General features: G+C 65.8%; 25 protein-coding genes and 1 riboswitch. Of the genes, 18 read left to right on the forward strand and 7 right to left on the reverse strand.

Annotated elements, in window-relative coordinates; genetic code table 11:
- Positions 1-11: 11 nt before the first annotated feature.
- From AC1D3B_RS09825 to AC1D3B_RS09845, 5 genes are all read left to right on the forward strand, one after another.
- A complete protein-coding gene (locus AC1D3B_RS09825) occupies positions 12-1,211 on the forward strand; it encodes an acetyl-CoA C-acyltransferase (RefSeq protein ID WP_478190477.1) in 1,200 nt (399 codons plus the stop codon).
- Between the two features lie 78 nt (positions 1,212-1,289).
- Entirely contained in the window at positions 1,290-2,120 is an 831-nt protein-coding gene (locus AC1D3B_RS09830; protein ID WP_478190478.1) for an acyl-CoA thioesterase, read from the forward strand.
- 4 nt (positions 2,121-2,124) lie between these two features.
- Positions 2,125-2,871: an SDR family oxidoreductase gene (locus AC1D3B_RS09835; RefSeq protein WP_478190479.1), complete on the forward strand. Its 747-nt coding sequence runs from the start codon at positions 2,125-2,127 to the stop codon at positions 2,869-2,871.
- Positions 2,872-2,884: 13 nt separating this feature from the next.
- Entirely contained in the window at positions 2,885-3,481 is a 597-nt protein-coding gene (locus AC1D3B_RS09840) for a 2-hydroxychromene-2-carboxylate isomerase (RefSeq protein WP_478190480.1), read from the forward strand.
- A 27-nt stretch (positions 3,482-3,508) separates the two neighbouring features.
- Positions 3,509-4,273, forward strand: a complete 765-nt coding sequence (locus AC1D3B_RS09845) for an enoyl-CoA hydratase (RefSeq protein WP_478190481.1) — start codon at positions 3,509-3,511, stop codon at positions 4,271-4,273.
- A 127-nt stretch (positions 4,274-4,400) separates the two neighbouring features.
- On the opposite strand, the gene AC1D3B_RS09850 is transcribed toward AC1D3B_RS09845, so the two are convergent.
- Positions 4,401-4,823: an acyl-CoA thioesterase gene (locus AC1D3B_RS09850; protein WP_478190482.1), complete on the reverse strand. Its 423-nt coding sequence runs from the start codon at positions 4,821-4,823 to the stop codon at positions 4,401-4,403.
- Between the two features lie 189 nt (positions 4,824-5,012).
- On the opposite strand from AC1D3B_RS09850, the gene AC1D3B_RS09855 reads away from it, so the two are divergent.
- Together AC1D3B_RS09855 and AC1D3B_RS09860 are read left to right on the forward strand one after the other, a co-directional pair.
- Positions 5,013-6,845 (forward strand): ABCB family ABC transporter ATP-binding protein/permease, encoded by a 1,833-nt coding sequence (locus AC1D3B_RS09855; RefSeq protein WP_478190670.1) that lies wholly within the window; start codon positions 5,013-5,015, stop codon positions 6,843-6,845.
- A 72-nt stretch (positions 6,846-6,917) separates the two neighbouring features.
- Entirely contained in the window at positions 6,918-7,856 is a 939-nt protein-coding gene (locus AC1D3B_RS09860) for a 2-hydroxyacid dehydrogenase (RefSeq protein ID WP_478190483.1), read from the forward strand.
- Here AC1D3B_RS09860 and AC1D3B_RS09865 read toward each other — a convergent pair.
- Positions 7,853-9,304, reverse strand: a complete 1,452-nt coding sequence (locus tag AC1D3B_RS09865; RefSeq protein WP_478190484.1) for an amidase — start codon at positions 9,302-9,304, stop codon at positions 7,853-7,855. The two genes, AC1D3B_RS09860 and AC1D3B_RS09865, sit on opposite strands and share 4 nt — an antisense overlap.
- Before the next feature lie 58 nt (positions 9,305-9,362).
- Between AC1D3B_RS09865 and AC1D3B_RS09870 the strand changes: the two genes are divergently transcribed.
- The 5 genes from AC1D3B_RS09870 to AC1D3B_RS09890 all read left to right on the forward strand — a co-directional run bounded on the left by AC1D3B_RS09870 (position 9,363) and on the right by AC1D3B_RS09890 (position 13,741).
- Positions 9,363-10,340 carry a LysR substrate-binding domain-containing protein gene (locus tag AC1D3B_RS09870; RefSeq protein ID WP_478190485.1) on the forward strand — a complete coding sequence of 326 codons (978 nt, stop codon included), beginning with the start codon at positions 9,363-9,365 and terminating at the stop codon, positions 10,338-10,340.
- A 254-nt stretch (positions 10,341-10,594) separates the two neighbouring features.
- Positions 10,595-11,497: a transporter substrate-binding domain-containing protein gene (locus AC1D3B_RS09875; RefSeq protein ID WP_478190486.1), complete on the forward strand. Its 903-nt coding sequence runs from the start codon at positions 10,595-10,597 to the stop codon at positions 11,495-11,497.
- A gap of 89 nt (positions 11,498-11,586) precedes the next feature.
- Positions 11,587-12,312, forward strand: coding sequence for an amino acid ABC transporter permease (locus AC1D3B_RS09880; protein WP_478190487.1), 726 nt, complete (start codon positions 11,587-11,589; stop codon positions 12,310-12,312).
- 1 nt (position 12,313) lies between these two features.
- Positions 12,314-12,979, forward strand: a complete 666-nt coding sequence (locus AC1D3B_RS09885) for an amino acid ABC transporter permease (RefSeq protein WP_478190488.1) — start codon at positions 12,314-12,316, stop codon at positions 12,977-12,979.
- Positions 12,980-13,003: 24 nt separating this feature from the next.
- Positions 13,004-13,741: an amino acid ABC transporter ATP-binding protein gene (locus AC1D3B_RS09890; RefSeq protein ID WP_478190671.1), complete on the forward strand. Its 738-nt coding sequence runs from the start codon at positions 13,004-13,006 to the stop codon at positions 13,739-13,741.
- Positions 13,742-13,887: 146 nt separating this feature from the next.
- Here the strand turns inward: AC1D3B_RS09890 and AC1D3B_RS09895 are convergent, their stop codons facing one another.
- On the reverse strand, positions 13,888-14,733 hold the full coding sequence (locus tag AC1D3B_RS09895) for a GNAT family N-acetyltransferase (protein WP_478190489.1): 846 nt from the start codon (positions 14,731-14,733) through the stop codon (positions 13,888-13,890).
- Positions 14,734-14,778: 45 nt separating this feature from the next.
- Between AC1D3B_RS09895 and AC1D3B_RS09900 the strand changes: the two genes are divergently transcribed.
- Both AC1D3B_RS09900 and AC1D3B_RS09905 read left to right on the forward strand, forming a co-directional pair.
- Complete coding sequence (locus tag AC1D3B_RS09900; protein WP_478190490.1) at positions 14,779-14,997, forward strand: SlyX family protein; 219 nt, start codon at positions 14,779-14,781, stop codon at positions 14,995-14,997.
- A 75-nt stretch (positions 14,998-15,072) separates the two neighbouring features.
- Positions 15,073-15,906, forward strand: coding sequence for a DUF4399 domain-containing protein (locus AC1D3B_RS09905; RefSeq protein WP_478190491.1), 834 nt, complete (start codon positions 15,073-15,075; stop codon positions 15,904-15,906).
- Here the strand turns inward: AC1D3B_RS09905 and AC1D3B_RS09910 are convergent.
- From AC1D3B_RS09910 to AC1D3B_RS09920, 3 genes are all read right to left on the reverse strand, one after another.
- Positions 15,893-16,699, reverse strand: a complete 807-nt coding sequence (locus AC1D3B_RS09910; RefSeq protein WP_478190492.1) for an HAD-IIB family hydrolase — start codon at positions 16,697-16,699, stop codon at positions 15,893-15,895. The two genes, AC1D3B_RS09905 and AC1D3B_RS09910, sit on opposite strands and share 14 nt — an antisense overlap.
- On the reverse strand, positions 16,699-18,327 hold the full coding sequence (locus AC1D3B_RS09915; protein WP_478190493.1) for a peptide chain release factor 3: 1,629 nt from the start codon (positions 18,325-18,327) through the stop codon (positions 16,699-16,701). The genes AC1D3B_RS09910 and AC1D3B_RS09915 overlap by 1 nt, the downstream gene beginning before the upstream one ends.
- Positions 18,328-18,424: 97 nt before the next feature.
- The gene (locus AC1D3B_RS09920) at positions 18,425-19,072 is read right to left on the reverse strand and encodes a hypothetical protein (RefSeq protein WP_478190494.1); all 648 of its coding nucleotides are present in this window, start codon (positions 19,070-19,072) and stop codon (positions 18,425-18,427) included.
- 101 nt (positions 19,073-19,173) lie between these two features.
- A riboswitch (S-adenosyl-L-homocysteine riboswitch) is annotated at positions 19,174-19,243 on the forward strand.
- Between the two features lie 64 nt (positions 19,244-19,307).
- Here AC1D3B_RS09920 and ahcY point away from each other — a divergent pair.
- Genes ahcY through AC1D3B_RS09940 form a run of 4 tightly spaced genes read left to right on the forward strand, consistent with a single transcriptional unit; the run spans position 19,308 to position 23,048 of the window.
- Entirely contained in the window at positions 19,308-20,750 is a 1,443-nt protein-coding gene (gene ahcY / locus AC1D3B_RS09925) for an adenosylhomocysteinase (protein ID WP_478190495.1), read from the forward strand.
- An 18-nt stretch (positions 20,751-20,768) separates the two neighbouring features.
- Positions 20,769-21,566, forward strand: coding sequence for a TlyA family RNA methyltransferase (locus tag AC1D3B_RS09930; protein WP_478190496.1), 798 nt, complete (start codon positions 20,769-20,771; stop codon positions 21,564-21,566).
- Positions 21,544-22,377, forward strand: a complete 834-nt coding sequence (metF, locus tag AC1D3B_RS09935; RefSeq protein ID WP_478190497.1) for a methylenetetrahydrofolate reductase [NAD(P)H] — start codon at positions 21,544-21,546, stop codon at positions 22,375-22,377. The genes AC1D3B_RS09930 and metF overlap by 23 nt, the downstream gene beginning before the upstream one ends.
- Complete coding sequence (locus tag AC1D3B_RS09940; RefSeq protein ID WP_478190498.1) at positions 22,374-23,048, forward strand: septal ring lytic transglycosylase RlpA family protein; 675 nt, start codon at positions 22,374-22,376, stop codon at positions 23,046-23,048. Before metF ends, AC1D3B_RS09940 begins: the two co-directional genes overlap by 4 nt.
- Before the next feature lie 28 nt (positions 23,049-23,076).
- Here AC1D3B_RS09940 and AC1D3B_RS09945 read toward each other — a convergent pair whose 3' ends face one another.
- Positions 23,077-24,027 (reverse strand): 23S rRNA (adenine(2030)-N(6))-methyltransferase RlmJ, encoded by a 951-nt coding sequence (locus AC1D3B_RS09945; RefSeq protein ID WP_478190499.1) that lies wholly within the window; start codon positions 24,025-24,027, stop codon positions 23,077-23,079.
- Between the last annotated feature and the right edge of the window lie 121 nt (positions 24,028-24,148).

Consider the following 24,148-nt stretch of genomic DNA (forward strand, 5'->3'; position numbering starts at 1 on the left):
GGACAGACATCATGAGCAAGCAAATCCAGGACGCCTACATCGTCTCCGCCACCCGCACGCCGATCGGCAAGTCGCACCGCGGTTACTTCCGCAACTACCGGCCCGACGATCTGCTCGCGACCACGCTGAAAGCGGCGCTTGCGGCGGTGCCGGGGCTGGACCCGAAGTCGATCGAGGACATCATCTGCGGCTGCGCCATCCCCGAAGCACAACAGGGCCTCAATGTCGCGCGCATCGGCGCGGTGCTCGCGGGCCTGCCCAACAGCATCGGCGGCATCACGGTCAATCGCTTCTGCGCTTCGGGCCTTTCCGCAGTGCAGATGGCGGCGGACCGCATCCGCGTCGGCGAGGCCGACGTGATGATCGCGGCCGGCGTCGAGAGCATGAGCATGGTGCCGATGATGGGCAACTCGCCCTCGCTGTCGCCCTCGATCTTCGAGCGCGAAGGCGACGTGGGCATTGCCTATGGCATGGGCCTGACGGCCGAGAAGGTCGCGCAGCAGTGGAAGGTCAGCCGCGAAGCGCAGGACGCCTTCGCGCTGCAGTCGCATCAGCGCGCGCTCGCCGCCCAGCAGGCAGGCGAGTTTGCCGACGAGATCACGCCGATCGAAGTCACGGACCGCACACCCGATCTCGCGACCGGCGAGCCGATCGTCAAGACCCGCACCGTGAGCCTGGACGAAGGCGCGCGCCCCGACACGTCGATCGAAGGCCTGGCCAAGCTGCGCACCGTGTTCGCGGCGCGGGGCTCGGTCACGGCTGGCAACAGCTCGCAGACCTCCGACGGCGCCGGCGCGCTGATCCTCGCAAGTGAAAAGGCCTGCAAGCAGTACGACCTGAAGCCGCTCGCGCGCTTCGTGAGCTTCGCCAGCAAGGGCGTGCCGCCGCACATCATGGGCATTGGCCCGATCGAGGCGATCCCCGCCGCACTGCGCTATGCGGGCCTGACGCAGGACGCCATCGACTGGATCGAGCTCAACGAAGCCTTCGCGGCGCAGTCGATCGCGGTGATGAACACGTTGGGCCTCGACCCGGCCAAGGTCAATCCGATGGGCGGCGCGATCGCACTGGGCCATCCGCTGGGCGCGACGGGTGCGATCCGGTCCGCGACCGTGATCCATGCACTGCAGCGCAAGAAGCTGAAGTACGGCATGGTCACGATGTGCGTGGGCATGGGCCAGGGCGCGGCAGGCATCTTCGAGCGCGTGTAACGGCTCAGGGTTTGTGAGCAGGCGCAGGCGTCACCGACACGACTGCATGGGCAACGGACACGGAGGCACACTGCGACCATGAAATCACATCCCCTCGACAAGGCCCTCGCGCTGGAACACAGCGACATCCAGGCGGGGCTCTTCACCGGCGCCACGAGTCCGGACTACTGGAACATGGTGGGGCCCTTCGGCGGCACCACGGCGGCGGTGATGCTGCAGGCGGTACTGCGGCACCCGGACCTGCTCGGCGAACCCATTGCGCTGACGGGCAACTACGCCGCGGCACTGGAAGCGGGCGCCTTCGAAGTGCAGGCTGTGCCGGTGCGAACCAATCGTTCGACGCAGCACTGGACGGTGCAGATGATCCAGTCCGGCTCCGAAGGCAAACCGCACGTCACGACCACAGCCACGGTGGTCACGGCGGTGCGGCGCGAGACCTGGGGCGTCAACGACCTTCCGATGCCCGAAGTGCCGTCGCCCGAGCGGGTCGAGCGCCTCAGCATCGGCCCGGCCAAGGTCGCGTGGCTCGAGCGCTACGAGATGCGCCCCATCATCGGGTCGATCCCGACGCGCTGGGACGGCAAGGGGGATCACAGCGAGACGCGCATGTGGCTGCGCGACTGGGAGCCGAGGCCGCTGGATTTCCCCGCGCTCGCGGCGTTGAGCGACACTTTCTATCCGCGCGTGTGGCTGCGCCGGGCGACGCCAGTGCCGATCGGCACCGTGTCGATCACGACCTATTTCCACACCGATGCCAAACTGCTGGCCGAGATCGGCACCGGCTACCTGCTGGGTCGCGCGACCGGACAGCAGTTCCGCAACGGTTACTTCGACCAGGCGGCGCAGCTCTGGAGCGAATCGGGCGCGCTCCTGGCAACCAGCAACCAGATCGTCTACTTCAAGGAGTGACCCCATGGCAGGCAACAAGGCAGCGCTGATCGTCGGCGCGGGCGATGCGACCGGTGGCGCCATCGCGCGCAGGTTCGCACGCGGAGGCTATGCAACATGCGTCACGCGGCGCAGCCTCGACAAGCTGCAGCCGCTGGTCGCGCAGATCGAGGCCGAGGGCGGCAAGGCACATGCCTTCGCCAGCGATGCTCGCAAGGAGGAAGAGGTCGTCGCGCTGATCGAGCAGATCGAATCTACCGTGGGTCCGATCGAGGTGCTGGTCTTCAACATCGGCGCCAACGTACCCGAAAGCATCCTGACCGAGACGGCGCGCAAGTACTTCAAGGTCTGGGAGATGGCCTGCTTCTCCGGCTTCCTGAACGGCCGCGAAGTGGCAAAGCGCATGGTGGCGCGCGAGCTGCCGGAAGGCGCGCACCGCGGCACCATCATCTTCACGGGCGCCACGGCGTCGATGCGGGGCGCGGCCAACTTCGGCGCCTTCTCGGGCGCGAAGATGGCCTTGCGCGCACTGGCCCAGAGCATGGCGCGCGAACTCGGGCCGCGCGGTATCCACGTCGCGCATTCGATCATCGATGGCGCGATCGACACCGAATTCATCCGCAGCAACTTTCCCGACCGCTATGCGCTGAAGGCGCAGGATGGCATCCTCAATCCCGAGCACATCGCGGATGCCTACTGGATGCTGCATTCGCAGCCGCGAGACGCCTGGACCCACGAGCTCGACCTGCGGCCGTGGTCCGAAAAGTTCTGAGGAGACAAGGTTCATGACGACGCGATCCGTCGAGTTCTATTTCGACTTCGGCAGCCCTGCTTCCTACCTGGCCGCAACGCAACTGCCGCACCTGTGTGCCGACGTCGGCGCGGAGCTGGTGTGGAAGCCGATGCTGCTCGGAGGCGTGTTCCAGTCCACCGGCAACCATTCGCCGGCCACCATCCCCGCGAAGGGGCCGTATGTGTTCACCGACCTGGCACGTTTTGCGCGGCGCTACGGCGTGACGCTCCGGGAGAATCCGGACTTTCCGATCAACACGCTGCTGCTGATGCGCGGGGCCACCGGCATGCAGATGCATCAGCCCGAGCGCTTTCGTGCCTATGTCGACGCCGTGTTCCACGCGATGTGGGTCGAGCCGCGCAACCTGAACGATCCTGCGACGGTCGGCGCCGTGCTGCAGGAGGCGGGCTTCGATGCCGGCAAGCTGCTGGCGCTGGCCAACGCGCAGGACGTCAAGGACCAGCTCAAGGCCGCGACCCAGGAAGCCGTGCAGCGCGGCGTTTTCGGCGCGCCGACCATGTTCGTCGGCGACCAGATGTTCTGGGGGCAGGACCGGCTCGATTTCGTTCGCGAGGCGCTCGGCGCCTGAAACCTTTTTTCTTTGCAAGGACACACCATGAGCGACATCCTCGTCCACACCGAAGCCGGTGTGATGACCATCACTTTCAACCGCCTCGACAAGAAGAACTCGATCACCAGCGCGATGTACGGCGAACTGGCCGATGCACTGGGCAAGGCCGAGCAGGACGGCGCCGTGCGCGCGGTGCTGATCCAGGGCGACGCGACGATCTTCAGCGCCGGCAATGACATCGGCGACTTCCTCAACGCCCCGCCGTCAACGCAGGAATCGCCGGTGTTCCGCTTCCTGCGCGGCATCGCGACCTTCCCGAAGCCCATCGTGGCTGCGGTCTGCGGCCCGGCCGTGGGCGTCGGCACGACGATGCTCTTCCATTGCGACCTGGTCTACGCCGGCGACAACGCAGCCTTCTCGATGCCTTTCGTGAACCTGGGCCTTTGCCCCGAAGCCGCATCGAGCATCCTCGTCCCGCAGATGTTCGGCTACCACCGTGCGGCCGAGGCACTGCTGCTCGGCGAGCCTTTCATGGCCGAAGCGGCGCTGGAAGTCGGGCTGGTCAATCGCGTGGTGCCGCCGACCGAAGCCAACGCCATCGCCCAGGCGCAGGCGCGCAAGCTGGCAGCCAAGCCGCTGAGTGCGCTGATCGAGACCAAGCGCCTGATGAAGAAGTCGCAACAAGCCGCACTGCTGGAGCGCATGGGCGAGGAAGGCCAGAGCTTCGGCCGCATGCTGCGCGAGCCCGCCGCGCGCGAAGCTTTCACCGCCTTCATGGAAAAGCGCCGCCCCGACTTCTCGGCGCTTTGATCTCCCCCAGGCTGCGCGCACTTCGTGTCGCTTCGCCTACCCCCTCACCGGGGGCAACACCGGCGGCCCGGCAAAGCCGGTTCCGCGGTGTTTCACGCAAGACACTCGCACGGGTGCGTGAGTCCGTTCAGTCCTGGGCTATCGCTCGCGGGCGCCCGTTGTCATCGATCGCGACGTAAGTGAACGTGGCCTCCGTCACCTTGATGTACTCGCCCTGCGCCTTGAAGCGCTCGGCGAAGACTTCCACGGTCACCGTGACCGAAGTGCGGCCGATGCGGTCCAGCTTCGAATAGAACGACAGGATGTCGCCCAGCCGCACCGGCTGCTTGAACACGAATTCGTTGACGGCGACCGTCGCCATCCGTCCCTTGGCGTGGCGCGCCGGGATCACCGATCCGGCCAGATCGCATTGCGCCATCACCCACCCACCGAAGATGTCACCGTTCGCGTTGCAGTCGGCGGGCATCGGAATCACCTTGAGCACCAGTTCCATGTCGGCCGGGAGGCTCTTGAGCTTGGCGGTGAGGTTGGCACTGGAAGTGGCGGACATAGGCACAATCTGTAGAAAACGAAAATCCCGAAAACGGCTCACCCCCGCGATGCACGCCGCGTGCCAACCCCAGGGATACCGTAGATCTGGCTCCGCCAGGCTGCAGGTATCGCCCCCTCGAAGGGGGTGGGCGAAGCGACACGCAGTGCGCGAAGCCTGGGGGTGAGCAACAAGCCTTGATTGTCCCCCATGCGCCGCAGCGGCGAAGCACTTTCCTCTCCCCACCACGCCTCGGGCAGCCAGCCTGCCCGCAGCGACCGTTCCGACTGGGCCACGCTGCGCCGGTTGTTCCCCTACCTGTGGCACTACAAGTGGCGCGTGATGGCGGCGCTCGCCTTCATGATCGGCGCCAAGGTCGCCAACGTCGGCGTGCCCGTGCTGCTCAAGAACCTGGTCGACGCGATGTCGATCAAGCCTGGCAGCGCAGCTTCGTTGCTGGTCGTGCCGATCGGCCTGCTGGTCGCCTACGGCCTGCTCAGGCTTTCGACCGCGGTCTTCAATGAATTGCGCGAACTCGTCTTCGCCAAGGCGACCGAGGGGGCGGCGCGCAGCATTTCGCTGGAAGTGTTCAGGCACCTGCATGCGCTGAGCCTTCGCTTTCACCTGGAGCGCCAGACCGGCGGCATGACGCGCGACATCGAGCGCGGCACGCGCGGCGTGCATTCGCTGATCTCGATGTCGCTCTACAGCATCGTGCCGACGATCATCGAACTCACGCTGGTGCTGACGGTGCTGGGCGTGAAGTTCGATTCGGGCTTCGTCTGGATCACGCTGGCAGCGCTGGTGGTCTACATCGCGTTCACCGTCACCGTGACCGAATGGCGCACGCAGTTCCGCAAGACCATGAACGAGCTCGATTCCGTGGCGCAGAGCCACGCAGTCGATTCGCTGCTGAACTACGAGACGGTCAAGTATTTCAACAACGAGAACTTCGAGGCCGGCCGCTACGACGCCAGCCTGGAGCGCTACCGCAAGGCGGCGGTCAAGAGCCAGACCACGCTGAGCATGCTCAACGCCGGCCAGCAATGCCTGATCGCTGTAAGCCTGGTCGCGATGCTCTACCGGGCGACGCAGGGCGTGGTGGACGGGCGCATGACGCTGGGCGACCTGGTGATGGTCAATGCCTTCATGATCCAGCTCTACATCCCGCTCAACTTCCTGGGCGTGATCTACCGCGAGATCAAGCAGAGCCTCACGGACCTCGACAAGATGTTCGTGCTGCTCGAAAAAGAGCGCGAGGTGCGCGATGCGCCGGATGCAAAGCCTCTCGCCGGAACCGACTCCACGGTGCGTTTCGAGAACGTGAGCTTCGCCTACGAGTCCGCACGGCCGATCCTGAAGAACGTGAGTTTCGAGATCCCGGCCGGTCAAACGGTCGCGGTGGTCGGGCCCTCGGGCTCGGGCAAATCGACGATGGCACGGCTTCTGTACCGCTTCTACGATGTGCAGCACGGACGCATCACCATCGGCGGCCAGGACATCCGCCAGGTGACCCAGTCCAGCGTGCGCCAGTCGATCGGCATCGTGCCGCAGGACACCGTGCTCTTCAACGATACCGTCGAATACAACATTGCCTACGGCCGGCCCGGCGCAAGCCGGGAGGAGGTCGAGGGCGCGGCCCGGGCAGCGCGAATTCACGACTTCATCGCGCACACGCCGAAGGGCTACGGGACCATGGTCGGCGAGCGAGGACTCAAGCTGTCGGGCGGGGAAAAGCAGCGCGTGGCCATCGCTCGCACCCTGCTCAAGAACCCGCCGATCGTGATCTTCGACGAGGCGACTTCGGCGCTCGACTCGGCGAACGAGCGGGCGATCCAGTCCGAACTCAAGAGCGCCGCGCGAAACAAGACCACGCTCGTGATCGCGCACCGCCTCTCGACGGTGGTCGATGCGCACGAGATCCTCGTGCTCGAAAGCGGCGTGATCGTCGAGCGCGGCACGCATGCGGACCTGCTGGCCCGGCAGGGCAAGTACGCGCAGATGTGGAGATTGCAGCAGCTCGAGGCCGCGCCGGTGCTCTGACCCAACCCCTTCCCCCGGCGCGCGGCAGTCGGGCCGCGCGATCCGGGCCTCAGCAGTCCAGGAGCCATTTGAATGTCCGAGAAGATTCCCCTATTGGTGCTCAACAGCCTTTCGCCCGCCCATCGGGCGCAGATCGCCGCGGTCTATGACCTGACCTATGCGCCAACGCTGGCCGAGCGTACGGCGGCCATCGCCGCCAACGGCGCGAAGTTCCGCGCAGTGCTGACCATCGGCGTGATCGGCATCACGGCGGACGAGATTGCCGCCCTGCCCCGGGTCGAACTCGTGTGCGCGATGGGCGCGGGCTACGAAGGCCTCGCGATGGACGCCTTGCGCGCACGCGGTATCGCGGTCGCCAACGGCGCCGGTACCAACGACGACTGCGTGGCCGACCACGCCTTCGGCCTGCTGATCGGCATCGTGCGTGGGATCCGCACGCTCGACCGGCAGTGCCGCGAAGGCGTATGGCGCGAGGAGATCCCGCAGCCGCCCAATGTCTCGGGCAAGAAGCTCGGTATCCTGGGACTGGGCACCATCGGCCAGAAGATTGCCAAGCGTGCGATCGGCTTCGACATGGAGGTCGGCTATCACAACCGCAAGCCGAAGGACGGCTCGCTGCACCGCTATTTCGACAGTCTGAAGGCGCTGGCGGAATGGGCGGATGTGCTGGTGGTCGCCACGCCGGGCGGCGCCGCGACGCGGCACCTGATCAACGCAGAGATCCTCGACGCGATCGGCCCCCGGGGCTATCTGGTCAACATCTCGCGCGGCAGCGTGGTCGACACCGAGGCGCTGGCCGCCGCACTGCGAGCGAACCGGATCGCGGGCGCGGGGCTCGATGTCTACGAAAGCGAACCCAGGCGGCCCGAGCCTCTGATAGGCCTGGACAACGTTCTGCTCACGCCGCACATGGCGGGCTGGTCGCCCGAGGCCACGCAGGCGTCGGTGAACCGCTTCATGGCCAACGCCGAAGGGCACTTCGCCGGTCGCGGCGTCGTGTCCCCGATCTAGGCCGCCAAGTCCGCAAGCGCCGACGGCTGCACGAGGCCCCATCCGCAGGCACGGTCGTAGGCGTGGCCCAGGCGCAGCACCGCGAGGTCGCGCTGGATCGGGCCGGCGATCTGCAGGCCCATCGGCAGGCCGCCTTCGAAGCCCGCACGCACATTGAGCGTGGGAAGTCCGGCCAGCGTGAAGGGCGTGACGATTTCCATCCAGCGGTGGTAGGTGTCGCTCGGCACGGCGCCGACCGCCGAGGGCCAGTCGAGCTTTGCATCGAAAGGAAACACCTGCGCTGTCGGCGCGACGACGACATCGAAGGACTCGAAGGCCCGCACGAAGGCGCGGAACACATTCGAGCGATAGACCGAGGCCTGGTAGAGCGCAGCAGCGTCCAGCTTGTGGCTCTGCTCGATTTCCCAGCGTGCCTCGGGCTTGAGCTGTTCGCGCACCGAAGGGTTGGCGAACGCGGCGCCGAGCTTGCCACCCACCAGCAACTGACGCAGTCGCAGCCAGGCGGTCCAGTTCTGTTCGCGGGGCACATCGAGTTGATGCGGCTCGACGTGGCAGCCGAGATCGCGGAAGGTCTGCAGTGCGCCCTCGCAGAGTTCGCGCACGCCCGGTGCGAGCGGCAGATCCGGCCACACACTGCCGAGCCAGCCGACGCGCAGGCCCTTGACGTCGCCGTCGAGCTGCATGGTGTCGGGCGAGGGCAGCGCGTCGGTCAGCGACAGGGGTACGCGTGGGTCGAAGCCCGCCTGAACGGCGAGCAGCCGCGCGGCGTCCTCGACCGTGCGGGCCATCGGGCCTTCGCAGCCGAGTTGCTGCAAGAAGAGTTCCTCGTCTGGCGAACCGGGCACCCGGCCACGCGAGGGGCGGAAGCCGATGACGTTGTTGAACGCTGCGGGGTTGCGCAGCGATCCGCCCATGTCGCTGCCGTCTGCCACCGGCAGCATGCCCAGGGCAAGCGCAACCGCGGCACCACCGCTGCTGCCGCCTGCGCTCAGCGCGGGCTGGTAGGCATTCAGCGTGGTGCCGAACACCGTGTTGTAGGTGTGCGAGCCGAGCCCGAATTCGGGGGTGTTGGTCTTGCCGATGACGATCGCGCCGGCTTGCCGCATGCGCGAGACGTGCAGGCTGTCGCCGCGCGCCGGCGAGCGGGGCGCGATCGGCGAACCCATGGAGGTCGGGAGGCCGGTCGCGTGGCTCAGGTCCTTCACCGCGAGCGGGAAGCCGTGCATCCATCCAAGCCGCTCGCCGCGCGCAAGTTGCGCGTCGCGTTCGTCCGCTTCGTCCAGCAACTGCCGCGGATCCCGCAGGGACACGATCGCGTTGAAGCGCGGATTGAGTGCGTCGATTCGTGCGAGCGTGGCGAGCATGAGTTCGCGGCAGGACACCGAACGTGCGGCGATGTGGCGGGACAGCGTGGTGGCGTCGAGAGCGAGAAGATCGGCTGCGTGCATGTTGAAGGCGGGTCTCCGTGTGGCTCTTAAGTATGTCGCAGCCCTCCATAATCAGTTCATGGAAACCAAGTGGCTCGAAGACTTCGTCAGCCTCGCCGAGACGCGCAGCTTCAGCCGTTCGGCCCAGTTGCGGCATGTGACGCAGCCCGCGTTCTCGCGTCGCATCCAGGCGCTCGAAGGGTGGGCCGGTACCGATCTTGTCGACCGCAGCTCCTACCCGACGCGGCTCACGCCTGCAGGGCAGACGCTGTACGGCCAGGCCATCGAGATGCTGCAGGCATTGCAGAGCACGCGCGCGATGCTGCGCGGCCATTCGACGGCAGCGCAGGATGTGATCGAGGTTGCCATCCCGCACACGCTGGCCTTTACCTTCTTCCCTGCCTGGGTCACGGGCCTGCGCGAACAGTTCGGGCCGCTGAAGAGCCGGCTCATCGCACTCAACGTCCATGACGCCGTGCTGCGTCTGGTGGAGGGAAGCTGCGACCTGCTGATCGCCTATCACCATCCTTCCCAGCCGCTGCCATTGGACGCCAACCGCTATGAGATGGTGAGCCTTGGCCAGGAGGTGGTGGCGCCCTGGGTCAAGCCGGACGCGGACGGCGAGCCGCGCTTCCGGCTGCCGGGGCGGGCCGGCCAGCCGCTGCCCTATCTAGGCTATGCGCCCGGCGCCTATCTCGGGCGCGTGGTCGACCAGCTGCTCAAGGAATCGGGCACCGCTATCCACCTCGACCGCGTCTATGAGACCGACATGGCCGAGGGCCTCAAGGTGATGGCGCTCGAAGGCCATGGCATCGCCTTCCTGCCGCAAAGCGCAGTGCGCAAGGAGGTCCGTGCGCGGACGCTGGTGAGCGCGCTGCCCCCAGAAATCGACCGGCTCGAGGCCACGATGGAAATCCGTGCCTACCGCGAGCGCCCGTCCGCTCCGGTCAAGGCAGGCACGCGGCCGGGCAAGACGGATGCGCCGGCGCCGCGAGCCAAGAGCTCGGTCGAAGCGCTGTGGGCCTATCTGGTCGGCACGCAGCCCCCTGTCGTGTGACATCGCGGGCTCGCGGCATCGCCCCTTCTCGCTGAAGGAAATGCGCCGGCAGCAAGCGCGCCTGTTTCATTCGGGCACAAAGGCTGCTTTAAAGAAGGACGGTCGCAGCCCTTGCAAGAGGGACGCACCGATGCACCGCCCCGATTGGACGACGCGCCATCGGCTGGTGCATCTCGCACCGGGTTGGCCCGGGTATGGCGCAGAATGCGGGCGTCTAGAATTTCGTGTATCTCTCAGTCACAGGAGTTTTCCAAATGAAGAAGCAAGTATTGGCACTGGCCGTGATGGCGCTCGCCGCGGGGGCCGCTTTCGCGCAGGCCAATGACACGCTGGCCAAGATCAAGTCCAGCGGCAGCGTCACGATGGGTGTGCGCGATTCTTCCGGCGCACTGGCCTACACCATCGGCGACGGCAAGTACGTCGGCTTCCACACGGAAATGTCCGAGCGCATCCTGGCTGACATCCAGAAGCAGCTCGGCCTGCCCAAGCTGGACATCAAGCGCCAACTCGTGACCTCGCAGAACCGCGTTCCGCTGGTGCAGAACGGCACCGTCGACCTCGAATGCGGCTCGACCACCAACAACGCCACCCGCCAGAAGGACGTCGCCTTCGCCGTGACCACCTATGTCGAAGAAGTTCGCATCGCGGTCAAGGCCAATTCGGGCATCAACTCCATCAAGGACCTGAACGGCAAGAGCGTGGCCACCACCACGGGCACGACCTCGGTGCAGACCCTGCGCAAGAACGAGCGCGCCCAGGGCATCGACTTCAAGGAAGTCATGGGCAAGGACCACGCCGACAGCTTCCTGCTGCTCGAATCGGGCCGTGCCGACGCTTTCGTGATGGATGGCCAGATTCTGGCCGGCAACATCGCCAAGTCGAAGGCGCCCGCCGACTTCAAGATCGTTGGCGAGGCCCTGTCGGTCGAGCCTATCGCCTGCATGATGCGCAAGGACGACCCGGCCTTCAAGAAGGCCGTGGACGACAGCATCAAGAACCAGATCAAGGACGGTTCGCTGGCCAAGCTGTACGACAAGTGGTTCATGCAGCCGATCCCGCCGACCAACACCAAGGTCGGCCTGCCACTGTCGGAAGCCACCAAGGCCGCGTGGGCCAGCCCCAACGACAAGCCGATGGAAGACTACGCCAAGAAGTAAATCACGTGGGCTGACGCGTGACGAACGCCCGCCTCTTTCGGCGGGCGTTTGTTTTGTGAGAGGCCTCCAACAATCATCGAGGAGTTGAAATGGGAAATTGGGATTGGCAGGTCTTCCTGCAGGACCCGGGCGGGAAGATACCGACCTACTGGCAGTGGCTGGTCTCTGCCTGGGGCTGGACGGTGTCGGTGTCCTTGTGCTCGCTGGTCGTGGCGCTGGTGCTCGGCTCCCTGGTCGGCGTGATCCGCACTTTGCCCGACAGCCCCTGGCTGGTGCGCTTCGGCAATGCCTGGGTCGAGCTGTTCCGCAACATCCCGCTCCTGGTTCAGATCTTTCTCTGGTATCACGTGGTGCCGAAAGTGTTCCCCGTCATGGCGGGCCTGCCGCCCTTCATCCTGGTGGTGTTCGCGCTGGGCTTCTTCACCTCGGCGCGGATCGCCGAGCAGCTTCGCTCCGGCATCCAGGCCTTGCCAAAGGGCCAGCGCTACGCGGGCATGGCGGTGGGCTTCACCACCTTCCAGTACTACCGCTACGTGATCCTGCCGATGGCCTACCGGATCATCATCCCGCCGCTCACCAGCGAGTCGATGAACATCTTCAAGAACTCGTCGGTCGCGTTCGCGGTGTCGATTCCGGAAATGATCCAGTTCGCGATGCAGGCCGGCGAAGAGACTTCCCGCGTGACCGAGATGTACATGGCCGTGACCGTGCTCTACGTGATCTCCGCAATGATCATCAATCGCCTCATGACCTGGGTCGAGAAGAGGGTCCGCGTGCCGGGCTTCGTGGTTGCCGGCGGAACGGGAGGCCACTGACATGAATCTCGACCTCACCTTCTTCAGCTGGCAAGTCGTCAGCAGCTTCCTGCTCAAAGGCCTCTACTTCAGCGTGTTCCTGACGGTGGTGGCCACACTGGGTGGCATCTTCTTCGGTACGCTGCTGGCGCTGATGCGGCTGTCGGGCAACAAGTGGCTCGACATGCCTGCGGCCATCTACGTCAACGGCATGCGCAGCATTCCGCTGGTGATGATGATCCTGTGGTTCTTCCTGCTGGTCCCCAACATCATCGGCCGGCCGATCGGGCCCGAGTACTCGGCCATCATCACCTTCATCGCGTTCGAGGCGGCCTACTTCAGCGAGATCATGCGTGCGGGCATCCAGTCGATCCCGCGCGGCCAGGTCTCCGCGGGCATGGCCGTGGGGATGACCTACAGCCAGAACATGAAGCTCGTGATCCTGCCGCAGGCGTTCCGCAACATGCTGCCGGTGCTGCTGACGCAGACCATCATCCTGTTCCAGGACACCTCGCTGGTCTACGCCATCGGCGCCTACGACCTGTTCAAGGGCTTCGACACGGCGGGCAAGAACTTCGGTCGTCCCGAAGAGGCCTACCTGCTGGCCGCCGTCGTCTACTTCGTGCTGTGCTATTCGCTTTCGTATCTCGTGAAGCGCCTGCACAGAAAGATCGCCATCATCCGCTGAAGGAGCAAAAAGATGTCCGACAAAATGATTGAAATCAAGAACGTATCCAAGTGGTACGGACCGGTCCAGGTGCTCAACGAGTGCTCCGTCAGCATCGCCAAGGGCGACGTGGTCGTGGTGTGCGGGCCTTCGGGCTCGGGCAAGTCCACGCTGATCAAGACGGTGAATGCGCTGGAGCCCTTCCAGAAGGGCGAGATCTCGGTCAACGGCATTCCGCTGCATGACCCCAAGACCAACCTGCCGCAGCTCCGCTCGAAGGTCGGCATGGTGTTCCAGCACTTCGAACTCTTCCCGCACCTGTCGGTGACCGAGAACCTGACGATCGCGCAGATCAAGGTGCTGGGGCGCAGCGCGGACGAAGCCAAGACGCGCGGGCTGAAGATGCTCGACCGCGTGGGCCTGATGGCGCACAAGGACAAGTTCCCGGGCCAGCTTTCCGGCGGCCAGCAGCAGCGCGTGGCGATCGCCCGCGCGCTGAGCATGGACCCGATCGTGATGCTCTTCGACGAACCCACTTCCGCGCTGGACCCCGAGATGGTGGGCGAGGTGCTCGACGTGATGGTGGCGCTTGCCAAGGAAGGCATGACGATGATGGTGGTCACGCACGAAATGGGATTCGCGCGCAAGGTGGCGAGCCGCGTGATCTTCATCGACGTGGGTGGGCGCATCCTTGAGGATTGCTCGAAGGAGGAGTTCTTCACTCATCCGGAGAACCGGCAGGCGCGCACGAAGGATTTCCTGAACAAGATCCTGGCGCACTAGCCAAGCTCGCCCCCAGGCTGCGCGCACTTCGTGTCGCTTCGCCTACCCCCTGCCGGGGGCGGTGCCGGCAGACCGGCGGAGCCGGATCTGTGGCACCCCTGGAATTGAAAAGCCCCGCTTGCGGGGCTTTTCTGTTTTTGGCGCTGTCAGCCTAGCTCGAAGGTGGTGATGCCGTAGAGGCGGTCCAACTCGCACGAGGGCGGTGGGCCGAGGTACATGCGGGCGGTTTCGAAGATGCTTTGCATGCCCTGTGTCTTTGCGAAGGTCACGGCGTTGGCGTTGGGGAGCGGTACGTCGAGGTAGATGGGGTCGCCTGCGGGCACGCTGGCGCTCAGTGCCGTGAAGAGGGACTTGGCGACCGGGAGGTCCTCGGCCACGAGGGGGCCGATCTTGTGGCCGGTGCGGCAGCGGCGGATCAGTCCCCATCCCTCTAGGCGGCCCTGGTGCAGCCACGCGAGGCCGGTCGCGTCGGGCATGGCGATCCAGTTGCGGAGGAATGCGTCGCGCGGTGCGGGAAAAACGCGGAGGTCGTCGGCGCACAGCGAGGTGAAGTCGATGGCTGAGAGGGGGAAGATCTCGTGGGGCATGGGCCGGCCCGCTCCACTTGCAACGCCGGCGTAGCGGACATTGTTCCAGGCCAGTTCGAAGCCGCTTCGGCGGTAGTTGTCCTGTTGCGCCGGTACGCCGTCGAGTCCGATCACATGGCCGGCCAGCCGGGCGATGCCCTTGTGCCAGAGGGCGATGCCGATACCTTCTCCGCGCCACGCCGGCTCGACGATGTAGAGGCCGATGAAGCCGAATCGACCACCATAGGAAACGGCGCCGATGCAGCCCATCGGCTCGCCTTCGTGCTCTGCGACCAGAAAGCCGGCGGGGTCGGCCGCATGGAAGCACTCGGCATCGTGCAGGCCGGGGTTCCAACCTTCATGTGCCGCCATGTCGATGACCCAGGGCATCTCGTCTCGGCGCAGGGCACGGATTGTGTAGTCCATGCGCGGATTCTGACTCCGCGCGCCGGATTCCTGTCCAATAACGGGATGGAAACCTCGCACGATGCCGAACGCCGTCTGAACGAACTGGAAATAAAGGCCAGCTTCACCGAAGACCTGCTGGACCAGTTGAACATGACGATCTACAGGCAACAGCAGCAGATCGACAGCCTCGTGCTTCAGGTCGCGCAACTGCGGCAGCAAAGGCCCGAGGACGGGGCAGGGAGTCCGCGCAACTTGCGCGACGAGTTGCCGCCGCACTACTGATCCGGCACTTGTTAAAAATTGTGATGTAACACTAAGGTCTGATGCCACAATTCTGCGAAATCTGGAGGAGTAGGCATGGTCGTTGGTGCACGTCTCGGTTCGTGGGCGGGAAAGAGCTTGGCTGCGGTATCGCTCGCTTTGCTGTCCCATGGGGCCCTCGCGCAGGCGCCCATGGGCGCGGAAGGTGGCGAGTTGGCTGTTCACCCGTGGGTGGTGCCGCCTCCCAGTTGGTCGCCGGACGCGTACTTCACCAACCTGAAGGACGGCGCGACGGTGGAGTCTCCGTTCGTCGCCCGCTTCGGGCTCTCATTGCGCGGGATTGTTCCGGCCGGGAAGTCGGCGGGCACGGCGGGCCACCATCACCTGCTCATCGATCAGCCGTTGCCGCTCGATTTCAAGAAGCCCTTGCCCTTCACCGAGCACTACATCCACTTCGGCAAGGGGCAGATGGAGACGGTCATCGACCTGCCGCCGGGCACCTACATGATGCGGCTGGTGCTGGCCGACCAGGGTCACATCCCGTACTTCGTCTACAGCAAGCCTTTGAAATTCACGGTCAGCAAGCAGAACAAGGGTGTTTCCGCGGCCAGCGTGCTGGGTCAGCCGCGCATCGAGATTCTCAGCCCGGTGGATCGCTCGGCCGTGCAGTTGCCTTTGCGGGTGCAGTTGCACGCCAGCGGCTACAACCTGTCGCATGCAGCGCCCAAGGTGCCGGACACTGGTCACTTCCGGCTCATCCTGGAACGTGCGGGTCAGAAGCCCGAAATCATCGAACTGGACGGCGGCCAGACGGAACTGTGGATCAACCCGCCGAAGGGCGACTACAGTGCGCGCCTTGACCTGGTGAGCAATACGTCGCCCGGCGCCATCACCGCGCGGGCCAAGCCGATCGCCTTCAGCGTGCGCTGACGCCGGCGCGGGCGTCGAGCACCGCCGCCGCCACTTCCGCGAAGCCGGCGCCGCGTTCGGCCCGCGCGACGTAACGCGGCAGATGTGACAGTGCCGACTCGAAGCGGCGGACGTTCGCGACACCGATGCTGTGCTCGAAGTGCTCGAACATCAGGGCGTCGTTGGTCGAGTCGCCCACGTAGGCCCAGTGCGACATCTCTTCGTCGAGCCGCCGGCCCCAGAGTTCACCCACGATCCAGCGGGCACCGGCCAGCTTGTTGTGCCCGCCGAACCAGCCGTTGACGTGGATGCTGCTGACGGTGGCGTGCATGCCCTCGCTCTTCATCAGCGCGACGACCGCCGCGATCTTCGTGTCGTCGAGGTGCGTGAATTCACTGTGGTCGATGGCGATGTCGCACTCCCGGCCTCCAGAGTCGGTGGCGCGTCGTGCGCCGGGAATTTCACGCTCGATGCGGTCGAGCACGTCCTGCATGCGAGCGAAGTTGCGCGCGCGCGTTGGGGCGTCCTGCTGGTAGCGCTTTTCGAGCCGGCCCTCGGGCGAGGGCACGAGTGCGACCGCGCCGTTCTCGGCGACGATCGCATCGAGCGGCCACGCGCTCGCGAAAGGCTCGCTCCATCCCACGGGACGGCCAGTGATCGCGATGCTGTGCAGTCCTGCTGCCTTGATCTCCGCCAGGGCCTTCAATGCATCGGGGGTGATGGCGCCCTCGGTGGTCAGTGTGTCGTCGATATCGGTGAACACGCCGACCAGTTCACGGCGCGCTTCGATCGGCCACTGCGTCAGGGCCTGCATCAGCCGGCCGTCTGAAGCGCCAGGCCCGCATGCTCGCGCAGCGGATGGAAATGGATCTTCGGGAAGCGCTCCTGCGCGAGCCGCACGTCGTAGGGCGAGGTGCACAGGTAGGCCAGCGTGTCGGCCGCGTCGCGCGCCATGCGGGCCGGATAGGCGTCGACGAAAGTGCGCAACTCGGCCGGGGTGTCGGCGGTGATCCAGCGTGCGCCGGTGTACTGGCAGCCTTCGAGGCGCACGTCGGCGTCGTACTCGGTCTTCAGGCGATGCTGCACGACTTCGAACTGCAGTTGGCCGACCGCGCCGAGGAGCATCGGTCCGCCGACCTCGGGACGGAACACCTGGATCGCGCCTTCCTCGCCAAGCTGCGCGAGGCCCTGCTGCAATTGCTTGGTGCGCAAGGGGTTCTTCAGGATCACCGTCATGAACAGTTCGGGCGCGAAGAAGGGCAGGCCGGTGAACTGCAGCGAGGCGCCGTCGGTGATGGTGTCGCCCAACTGCACGCCGCCGTGCGTGGTGAAGCCCACGATGTCGCCCGCATAGGCTTCCTCGACGGCTTCACGCCGCTGGCTCATGAAGGTCACGACGCTGGTCGGGCGCAGTTCCTTCGCGGTGCGCTGCACCTTGAGCTTCATGCCCGGCGTGTAGCGTCCAGAGGCCATCCGCACGAAGGCGATGCGGTCACGGTGATTGGCGTCCATGTTGGCCTGCACCTTGAACACGACGCCCGCGAAGTCCTTGTCCTCTGGCTGGATCTCCTTGACCACCGGCTGCCGGTTGACCAGCGTGGTGCTGACGCGCGGCTGCGGCGGGGGCGCCAGGTCGACGAGTGCATCGAGCACTTCCATCACACCGAAGTTGTTGACACCGGAACCGAAGAACACCGGCGTCTGCTTGCCGGCGAGGAATGCTTCGCGATCCCAGGTCGGGGATGCGCCGGTGGCGAGTTCCATGCTTTCCATCGCGGTGTCGAACTCGCGGCCGAAGCGCTTGTGGAGCGTCTCGCGGTCGGTCAGCGGGATGGTTTCGAAGTCCTGCGGCAGGCGCTCGCTGCCCGATTCGAACACGGTCATTGCCTGGGTTCGCAGGTTCACGATGCCGCCGAAGGACTTGCCCTGCCCCACGGGCCAGGTCATCGGCACGCAGGGCATGCCCAACTCGCGCTCGATCTCGTCGAGCAGTTCGAGCGGCTCGCGCACTTCGCGGTCCATCTTGTTGACGAAGGTGATGATGGGCGTGTCGCGCTGACGGCAGACTTCGATCAGGCGACGTGTTTGGGCTTCGACGCCGTTGGCTGCGTCGATGACCATGAGCGCCGAATCGACCGCGGTGAGCACGCGGTAGGTGTCTTCGGAGAAGTCCTTGTGGCCAGGCGTGTCGAGCAGGTTGATGACGTGGTCGCGGTAGACCATCTGCATCACCGACGACGCCACCGAGATGCCGCGCTGCTTCTCGATTTCCATCCAGTCGGAGGTCGCATGGCGCGAGGCCTTGCGGGCCTTGACCGAGCCGGCGATCTGGATCGCGCCGGAGAACAGCAGCAGCTTTTCGGTCAGCGTGGTCTTACCGGCGTCAGGGTGGGAAATGATCGCGAAAGTGCGACGGCGGCGGGTTTCGGAAGCGAATGTCATGGGGTGAACGCGGTGCGCGCTCACGGGCGCGGGCAGCAGAAGGCAAAGCCCGCGATTTTACCGATCGACCTTGCGGGCCGCCGGGCGACCCTCGCATTCACATGGGCGGCGTGAATCCGTTGCGGCCGACCAGCAGGCTCGAAGCGGTCGGCTGGCCGTCCTTCAACTGGGCGGTGACGACGACCTTCGCGCCCTGGACCAACAATGCCGCCTGGTCGTCCTTGCCGGGCTTGAAGGTAACGATCGGGGTGCCGCGCGGGACGATCACGGTCTTTTCGCCGTCCTTGTACTTGAGCACCAGTTTCTGACCGCCGCCCGGAGCCGACGATGGTGCCGCCGACAGCTCGGAGACCGTGGCGTTGGTCATCGTGCCGTTGGGCATGTAGTCCCAGGGCCGGAAGCCTTCGCCGGTGCCCCGCATGGCTTCTGGGAATACCAGGACTTCGACCGCGCGCTGCGTGCCATCGGGCTGCGGAAGGGATCCGGCGCCGACGAAGCTGTTCGGCTTGATGGCCGCCGGCGTCACCGGGAGCACCTCGACGACCCGCATGTCGGCAGGACGCGCCATGGTGACAACCTCGCCGCTGCGGTCCTTGACGGTCAGCGAATTCGCATCGACCCGCACGATGACGCCGCGCACACGCACGGTCTGGGCGGCGGCGGCCTGGGTCTGCGCCGGAACCACGCTGGGCAGCAGGGCCGACGCGATCACGAACGATGCGGCAAGAGCTTTGGGTTTGAACATGTTGTAACGTCGCGCGGGGCGGCGGGAGGGGAGGGAATGGCAGTCTAGGCCGATCGGAAGAATGCTGCCGACGGCAGTCCGACCGCGCGCGCTAAAATCCCTGTTCCGAGGAGCGTTGCAGCGCCGACAGGCGTGAGGCTCGGACCACCATCGCAACCACGCTCACCCGCTGTTCTCGCGGTGAGTCCTTTCCCCGAACGCAGTGGCCATCTTTCAAACTTGCTTTGGAGCCAACATGAGCGCCGTTCTCAAATCCCCGACCCCTGTTTCCACCGCCGACCAGGCCATCGCCGACCTGGGCCTTGCCGCCTGGGGCCGCAAGGAAATCCGCATCGCCGAGACCGAAATGCCCGGCCTGATGGCCATCCGTGAGGAATTCGCCAAGAGCCAACCGCTCAAGGACGCGCGCATCACCGGCTCGCTGCACATGACGATTCAGACAGCGGTGCTGATCGAGACACTGCAGGCGCTGGGCGCCACCGTGCGCTGGGCTTCGTGCAACATCTTCTCGACGCAGGACCACGCCGCCGCCGCCATTGCCGCCAACGGCACGCCGGTGTTCGCGATCAAGGGCGAGTCGCTGGAAGACTACTGGGACTACACGCACCGCATCTTCGACTTCGGCGCCAAGGGCTCGGCCGGCGAAGGCCCGAACATGATCCTGGACGACGGCGGCGACGCCACGCTGCTGATGCACCTCGGCCAGCGTGCCGAGAAGGACCAGAGCGTGCTCGCCAACCCGACCAGCGACGAAGAGCGCATCCTCTACGCCGCGATCAAGGCCAAGCTGGCCGTCGATCCGACCTGGTACACCCGCAAGTCGGCCGAGATCATCGGCGTCACCGAAGAGACCACCACCGGCGTGCACCGCCTGAACGAGATGAGCGCCAAGGGCACGTTGCTGTTCCGCGCCATCAACGTGAACGACTCGGTCACCAAGAGCAAGTTCGACAACCTGTACGGTTGCCGTGAATCGCTGGTGGACGGCATCAAGCGCGCCACCGACGTGATGATCGCAGGCAAGGTCGCCTGCGTGGCCGGCTACGGCGACGTGGGCAAGGGCTCGGCCCAGGCGCTGCGCGCGCTGAGCGCCCAGGTGTGGGTGACCGAGATCGACCCCATCAACGCGCTGCAGGCCGCCATGGAAGGCTACAAGGTCGTCACCATGGAGTACGCCGCCGACAAGGCCGACATCTTCGTGACCACCACCGGCAACCGCGACGTCATCCGCCACGAGCACATGGCCGCGATGAAGGACCAGGCGATCGTCTGCAACATCGGGCACTTCGACAATGAAATCGCGGTCGCGTCGATCGAGAAGTACGAGTGGGAAGAGATCAAGCCGCAAGTCGACCACATCACCTTCCCCGATGGCAAGAAGATCATCCTGCTGGCGAAGGGCCGCCTCGTGAACCTCGGCTGCGGCACGGGCCATCCGAGCTTCGTGATGTCGTCTTCGTTCGCGAACCAGACGATCGCGCAGATCGAACTCTTCACCAAGCCCGATGCCTACCAGGCCGGCAAGGTCTACGTGCTGCCGAAGCACCTCGACGAGAAGGTCGCCCGCCTGCACCTGAAGAAGGTCGGCGCCATGCTGACCGAACTGACGGACGCGCAGGCCGCCTACATCGGTGTCGACAAGAACGGCCCGTACAAGCCGGACACCTACCGCTACTGATCGCGCGAGCGTAGCGCTTTGCGCGCCGATCAGTTGCTTGTCGAACGTGGCCTCGCCGCGTCGCGCTCGCAGGCCGTCCGGCTGATTGCCGGTGGTTTGCGCTGGCGCGACGGCGCGGACTGGCGCGTGGTCAACAAGAATCGCGACGAAGTGCCCGAGACGGCCGAGCTTGAATTGCTCGACGCGGCCGAGGCACGCTATGTCTCCCGCGGCGGACTCAAGCTTGAGGGCGCGTTGGCCGAGACCGGGATCGATCCGCGCGGACGCCGATGCCTGGACGTGGGCCAATCGACGGGCGGCTTCACCGATTGCCTGCTGCAGCAAGGCGCCGAGCACGTGGTGGGGGTCGATGTGGGCCACGGGCAATTGCATTCGCGGGTGCGCGACGATGCGCGTGTCACTGTGGTCGAAGGCGTCAATGCCCGCGTGCTCAGCGCCGATGCGTGGGCCGCCCAGTCGCTGGACGATTCGGATTTTGGGCTGATCGTCGGCGATCTCTCGTTCATCTCGCTCACGCTGGTGCTGCCGACGCTGGTGCCATTGCTGGCTCCCGGTGGCGATCTGCTGATGCTGGTCAAGCCGCAGTTCGAACTGCAACCCGGGCAGATCGGCAAGGGCGGCATCGTGCGCGATCCAGCGCTGTATGCCGTCGTCGAGCTGCGTCTTCGGGACGCGTGCGAGTCGCTGGGCCTGCGTGTGCTGCGATGGCTCGACAGCCCGATCGCGGGCGGCGACGGCAACCGCGAGTTTTTCATTCATGCCGTTCATGCGGACGGCGAACAAGGAGCCGGCCGTGAGCCTTCCGCTCAGCTTTGAATTCTTTCCGCCCAAGACGCCTGAAGGGTCGACCAAACTGCGTGCCGTGCGGCAGCAGCTTTATACCCAGGCGCCCGAGTTCTGCTCGGTGACCTACGGCGCCGGTGGCTCGACGCACGACGGCACTTTCGGCACCGTGCGCGAGATCCTGGGCGAAGGCGTTGCCGCGGCCTGCCACTTCTCGTGCATTGGCGCGACGAGGGCGACGGTGCGCGAGCAGCTTGCCGAGCTGAAGGCGATGGGCGTCAATCGTCTCGTGGCGTTGCGCGGCGATCTGCCCAGCGGCTATGGCATCGGCGGCGAATTCCTCTACGCGAGCGATCTCGTCGCCTTCATCCGCGAAGAAACCGGCCGCGACTTCTACATCGAGGTGGCGTGCTATCCCGAAGTGCATCCCCAGGCGCGTTCGCCCGAGGCCGACCTGCAGGCCTTCGCGGCCAAGGTCCATGCCGGTGCGGATTCGGCCATCACGCAGTACTTCTTCAGCGCCGAGGCGTACTTTCGCTTCGTCGACGAGGCGCGTACGATAGGCCTCGACACGCCGATCGTGCCGGGCATCATGCCGATCACCAGCTCGACGCAGCTGATGCGCTTTTCCGATGCCTGCGGGGCCGAGATCCCGCGCTGGATTCGTCTGCGGCTTCAGAGCTTCGGCGACGACACTGCGTCGATCAGGGACTTCGGCCTCGACGTGGTCACCGACCTTTGCGAACGCCTCTGCGCGGGCGGCGCACCCGCGCTTCATTTCTACACGATGAACCAGTCGGTGGCGACGCTCGGCGTGCTGCAGCGGCTCGGCCGGGGTGCATGAGTTTGGGTAGGCGCCTCGCCGGCAGCTTCGCGCTCGTCGCGGCGGTGTTCCTCGCGGGCTGCTCCACGCAGCCATCCTCAGGTGAGGGCGGCGAGGGCGGCGCGCCACTGTTCCGATTGCGCCCCTTGGCGAAGCAGCCCGCGCTTCCGCCCGGCGCACCGCCTCGCTCGCAAGTGCCGTCAGTGCGCTACGACCTCGCGGTGTCTGGCGCAGGCGAGGCGGGGCCGGACGACGGCCTGCCGGGTGACGAAGGTTCGCGCGAGATATTCGAGCGCGGCGGCGCGTCGTGGTACGGCATCCAGTTCCATCAGCGCAAGACGGCGAGCGGCGAGCGTTTCGACATGACGGCGTTCACTGCCGCTCACAAGACGCTGCCGTTCAACACGCGCGTGTGCGTTCGCAGCCTGGTGAATGGGCGGGAGGTGCTGGTTCGCATCAACGACCGCGGCCCCTACACGTCAGGCCGCATCATCGACCTGAGTCGCGCTGCGGCAGAGTCGATCGGCCTGCTGGGGCTGGGGATCAAGCAGGTGGCACTGTCCATCGTGAACAAGGACACGGCTACTTGCGGAGGCACGGCGATCGGAGCGCCCGATGTGCCGCCATCGGCAGCGGCGGATGACCCCGCCCCGAAGCCCACGCGCACGGTCGCACCCCGTAAGCGACGGTGAAATGCCGGCAGGCAGCCGGCGTCGCCCTCTAGCCGCCGCTGTCCAGGGAGAAGGCGGCGTTGCGGTCCTGCGCCAGGCGATCGACCATCTGCGGCAGCGCGGCAGCCATCAGGGGCTTCAGCGTGTATGGCGGATTGATCAGGAACATCCCGCTTGCCGGCAGCCCCGGCCGGTGCGTGGCGCCGGTCGCATCCGTGGTGATCTTGCTGGACTTGACCGTCAGCGTGGCATGCAGCCATGGCTTGGCCGCCTTGGTGGCCATCGTCTTGAGGCGGCGTGGCAGGTCGTGTGCCTCGGGCCGTGGGATGATCGGGTACCACACGGCGTACGTTCCCGTCGCGAAGCGCTTGAGCGCCTCAGCGACGAAGTCGAGCACACGTGCATAGTCGCTCTTGATCTCGTAGCTCGGATCGCACAGCACCAGCGCGCGGCGCGAGGGCGGCGGCAGGAACTTGGTGGCGCTTCCGAACCCGTCGTCGCGCAGCACGGCGATCTGGCGACCGGCCTCGAGCTGTGCGATGTTCGCGTCGAGCGTGCGGGCGTCGGTCGGATGCAGTTCGAACAGCTTGAGCTTGTCCTGCTCGCGCAGGAGGTGGTGGGTGATGAAGGGCGAGCCCGGATAGATGCGTGCGCCGCCCTTCGGATTGAAATCCCGGATCACATCAAGGTAGCGTGCCAGCGCATCGGCGAGGGGCTCGGCGGGGGGCGCTGGGACCCTTTTAGCCGTCCCCTTGGAGGGGCTGGGCGCCATGGCGGCCGGTTTGGGATCCGAAAGCAGGCGCAGGACGCCGTCGGCGGCTTCGCCGCTGGTGCCGGCATAGTCACCGTCGAGCCGGTAGAGGCCGGCGCCGGCATGGGTGTCGACCACCGTCAGGGCGGCGTCCTTCTCGAGCAGATGATCGAGCGTGGCAATCAGCACCGTGTGCTTGAGCACGTCGGCGTGGTTGCCGGCATGGAAGGCGTGGCGGTAGCTGAACATTGGCCCAATGGTAACCGCCGGTCCAGCGGGACGGGGTTGAATTGCCTGGGGAAGGGGATTCTTCGTATAATCGAGGGCTTCGCAGCGCTTTTGTGGCCCCGCGGCGAAGAAATCGAACCCA

The sequence above is a fragment of the Variovorax sp. P5_A3 genome (assembly GCF_056400665.1).

Excerpts from the sequence above, each read along its gene's own strand:
- AC1D3B_RS09825 (WP_478190477.1), top strand. The coding sequence starts at position 12 with ATGAGCAAGCAAATCCAGGACGCCTACATCGTCTCCGCCACCCGCACG.
- AC1D3B_RS09830 (WP_478190478.1), top strand. The coding sequence starts at position 1,290 with ATGAAATCACATCCCCTCGACAAGGCCCTCGCGCTGGAACACAGCGAC.
- AC1D3B_RS09835 (WP_478190479.1), top strand. The coding sequence starts at position 2,125 with ATGGCAGGCAACAAGGCAGCGCTGATCGTCGGCGCGGGCGATGCGACC.
- AC1D3B_RS09840 (WP_478190480.1), top strand. The coding sequence starts at position 2,885 with ATGACGACGCGATCCGTCGAGTTCTATTTCGACTTCGGCAGCCCTGCT.
- AC1D3B_RS09845 (WP_478190481.1), top strand. The coding sequence starts at position 3,509 with ATGAGCGACATCCTCGTCCACACCGAAGCCGGTGTGATGACCATCACT.
- AC1D3B_RS09850 (WP_478190482.1), bottom strand. The coding sequence starts at position 4,823 with ATGTCCGCCACTTCCAGTGCCAACCTCACCGCCAAGCTCAAGAGCCTC.
- AC1D3B_RS09855 (WP_478190670.1), top strand. The coding sequence starts at position 5,013 with ATGCGCCGCAGCGGCGAAGCACTTTCCTCTCCCCACCACGCCTCGGGC.
- AC1D3B_RS09860 (WP_478190483.1), top strand. The coding sequence starts at position 6,918 with ATGTCCGAGAAGATTCCCCTATTGGTGCTCAACAGCCTTTCGCCCGCC.
- AC1D3B_RS09865 (WP_478190484.1), bottom strand. The coding sequence starts at position 9,304 with ATGCACGCAGCCGATCTTCTCGCTCTCGACGCCACCACGCTGTCCCGC.
- AC1D3B_RS09870 (WP_478190485.1), top strand. The coding sequence starts at position 9,363 with ATGGAAACCAAGTGGCTCGAAGACTTCGTCAGCCTCGCCGAGACGCGC.
- AC1D3B_RS09875 (WP_478190486.1), top strand. The coding sequence starts at position 10,595 with ATGAAGAAGCAAGTATTGGCACTGGCCGTGATGGCGCTCGCCGCGGGG.
- AC1D3B_RS09880 (WP_478190487.1), top strand. The coding sequence starts at position 11,587 with ATGGGAAATTGGGATTGGCAGGTCTTCCTGCAGGACCCGGGCGGGAAG.
- AC1D3B_RS09885 (WP_478190488.1), top strand. The coding sequence starts at position 12,314 with ATGAATCTCGACCTCACCTTCTTCAGCTGGCAAGTCGTCAGCAGCTTC.
- AC1D3B_RS09890 (WP_478190671.1), top strand. The coding sequence starts at position 13,004 with ATGATTGAAATCAAGAACGTATCCAAGTGGTACGGACCGGTCCAGGTG.
- AC1D3B_RS09895 (WP_478190489.1), bottom strand. The coding sequence starts at position 14,733 with ATGGACTACACAATCCGTGCCCTGCGCCGAGACGAGATGCCCTGGGTC.
- AC1D3B_RS09900 (WP_478190490.1), top strand. The coding sequence starts at position 14,779 with ATGGAAACCTCGCACGATGCCGAACGCCGTCTGAACGAACTGGAAATA.
- AC1D3B_RS09905 (WP_478190491.1), top strand. The coding sequence starts at position 15,073 with ATGGTCGTTGGTGCACGTCTCGGTTCGTGGGCGGGAAAGAGCTTGGCT.
- AC1D3B_RS09910 (WP_478190492.1), bottom strand. The coding sequence starts at position 16,699 with ATGCAGGCCCTGACGCAGTGGCCGATCGAAGCGCGCCGTGAACTGGTC.
- AC1D3B_RS09915 (WP_478190493.1), bottom strand. The coding sequence starts at position 18,327 with ATGACATTCGCTTCCGAAACCCGCCGCCGTCGCACTTTCGCGATCATT.
- AC1D3B_RS09920 (WP_478190494.1), bottom strand. The coding sequence starts at position 19,072 with ATGTTCAAACCCAAAGCTCTTGCCGCATCGTTCGTGATCGCGTCGGCC.
- ahcY (WP_478190495.1), top strand. The coding sequence starts at position 19,308 with ATGAGCGCCGTTCTCAAATCCCCGACCCCTGTTTCCACCGCCGACCAG.
- AC1D3B_RS09940 (WP_478190498.1), top strand. The coding sequence starts at position 22,374 with ATGAGTTTGGGTAGGCGCCTCGCCGGCAGCTTCGCGCTCGTCGCGGCG.
- AC1D3B_RS09945 (WP_478190499.1), bottom strand. The coding sequence starts at position 24,027 with ATGTTCAGCTACCGCCACGCCTTCCATGCCGGCAACCACGCCGACGTG.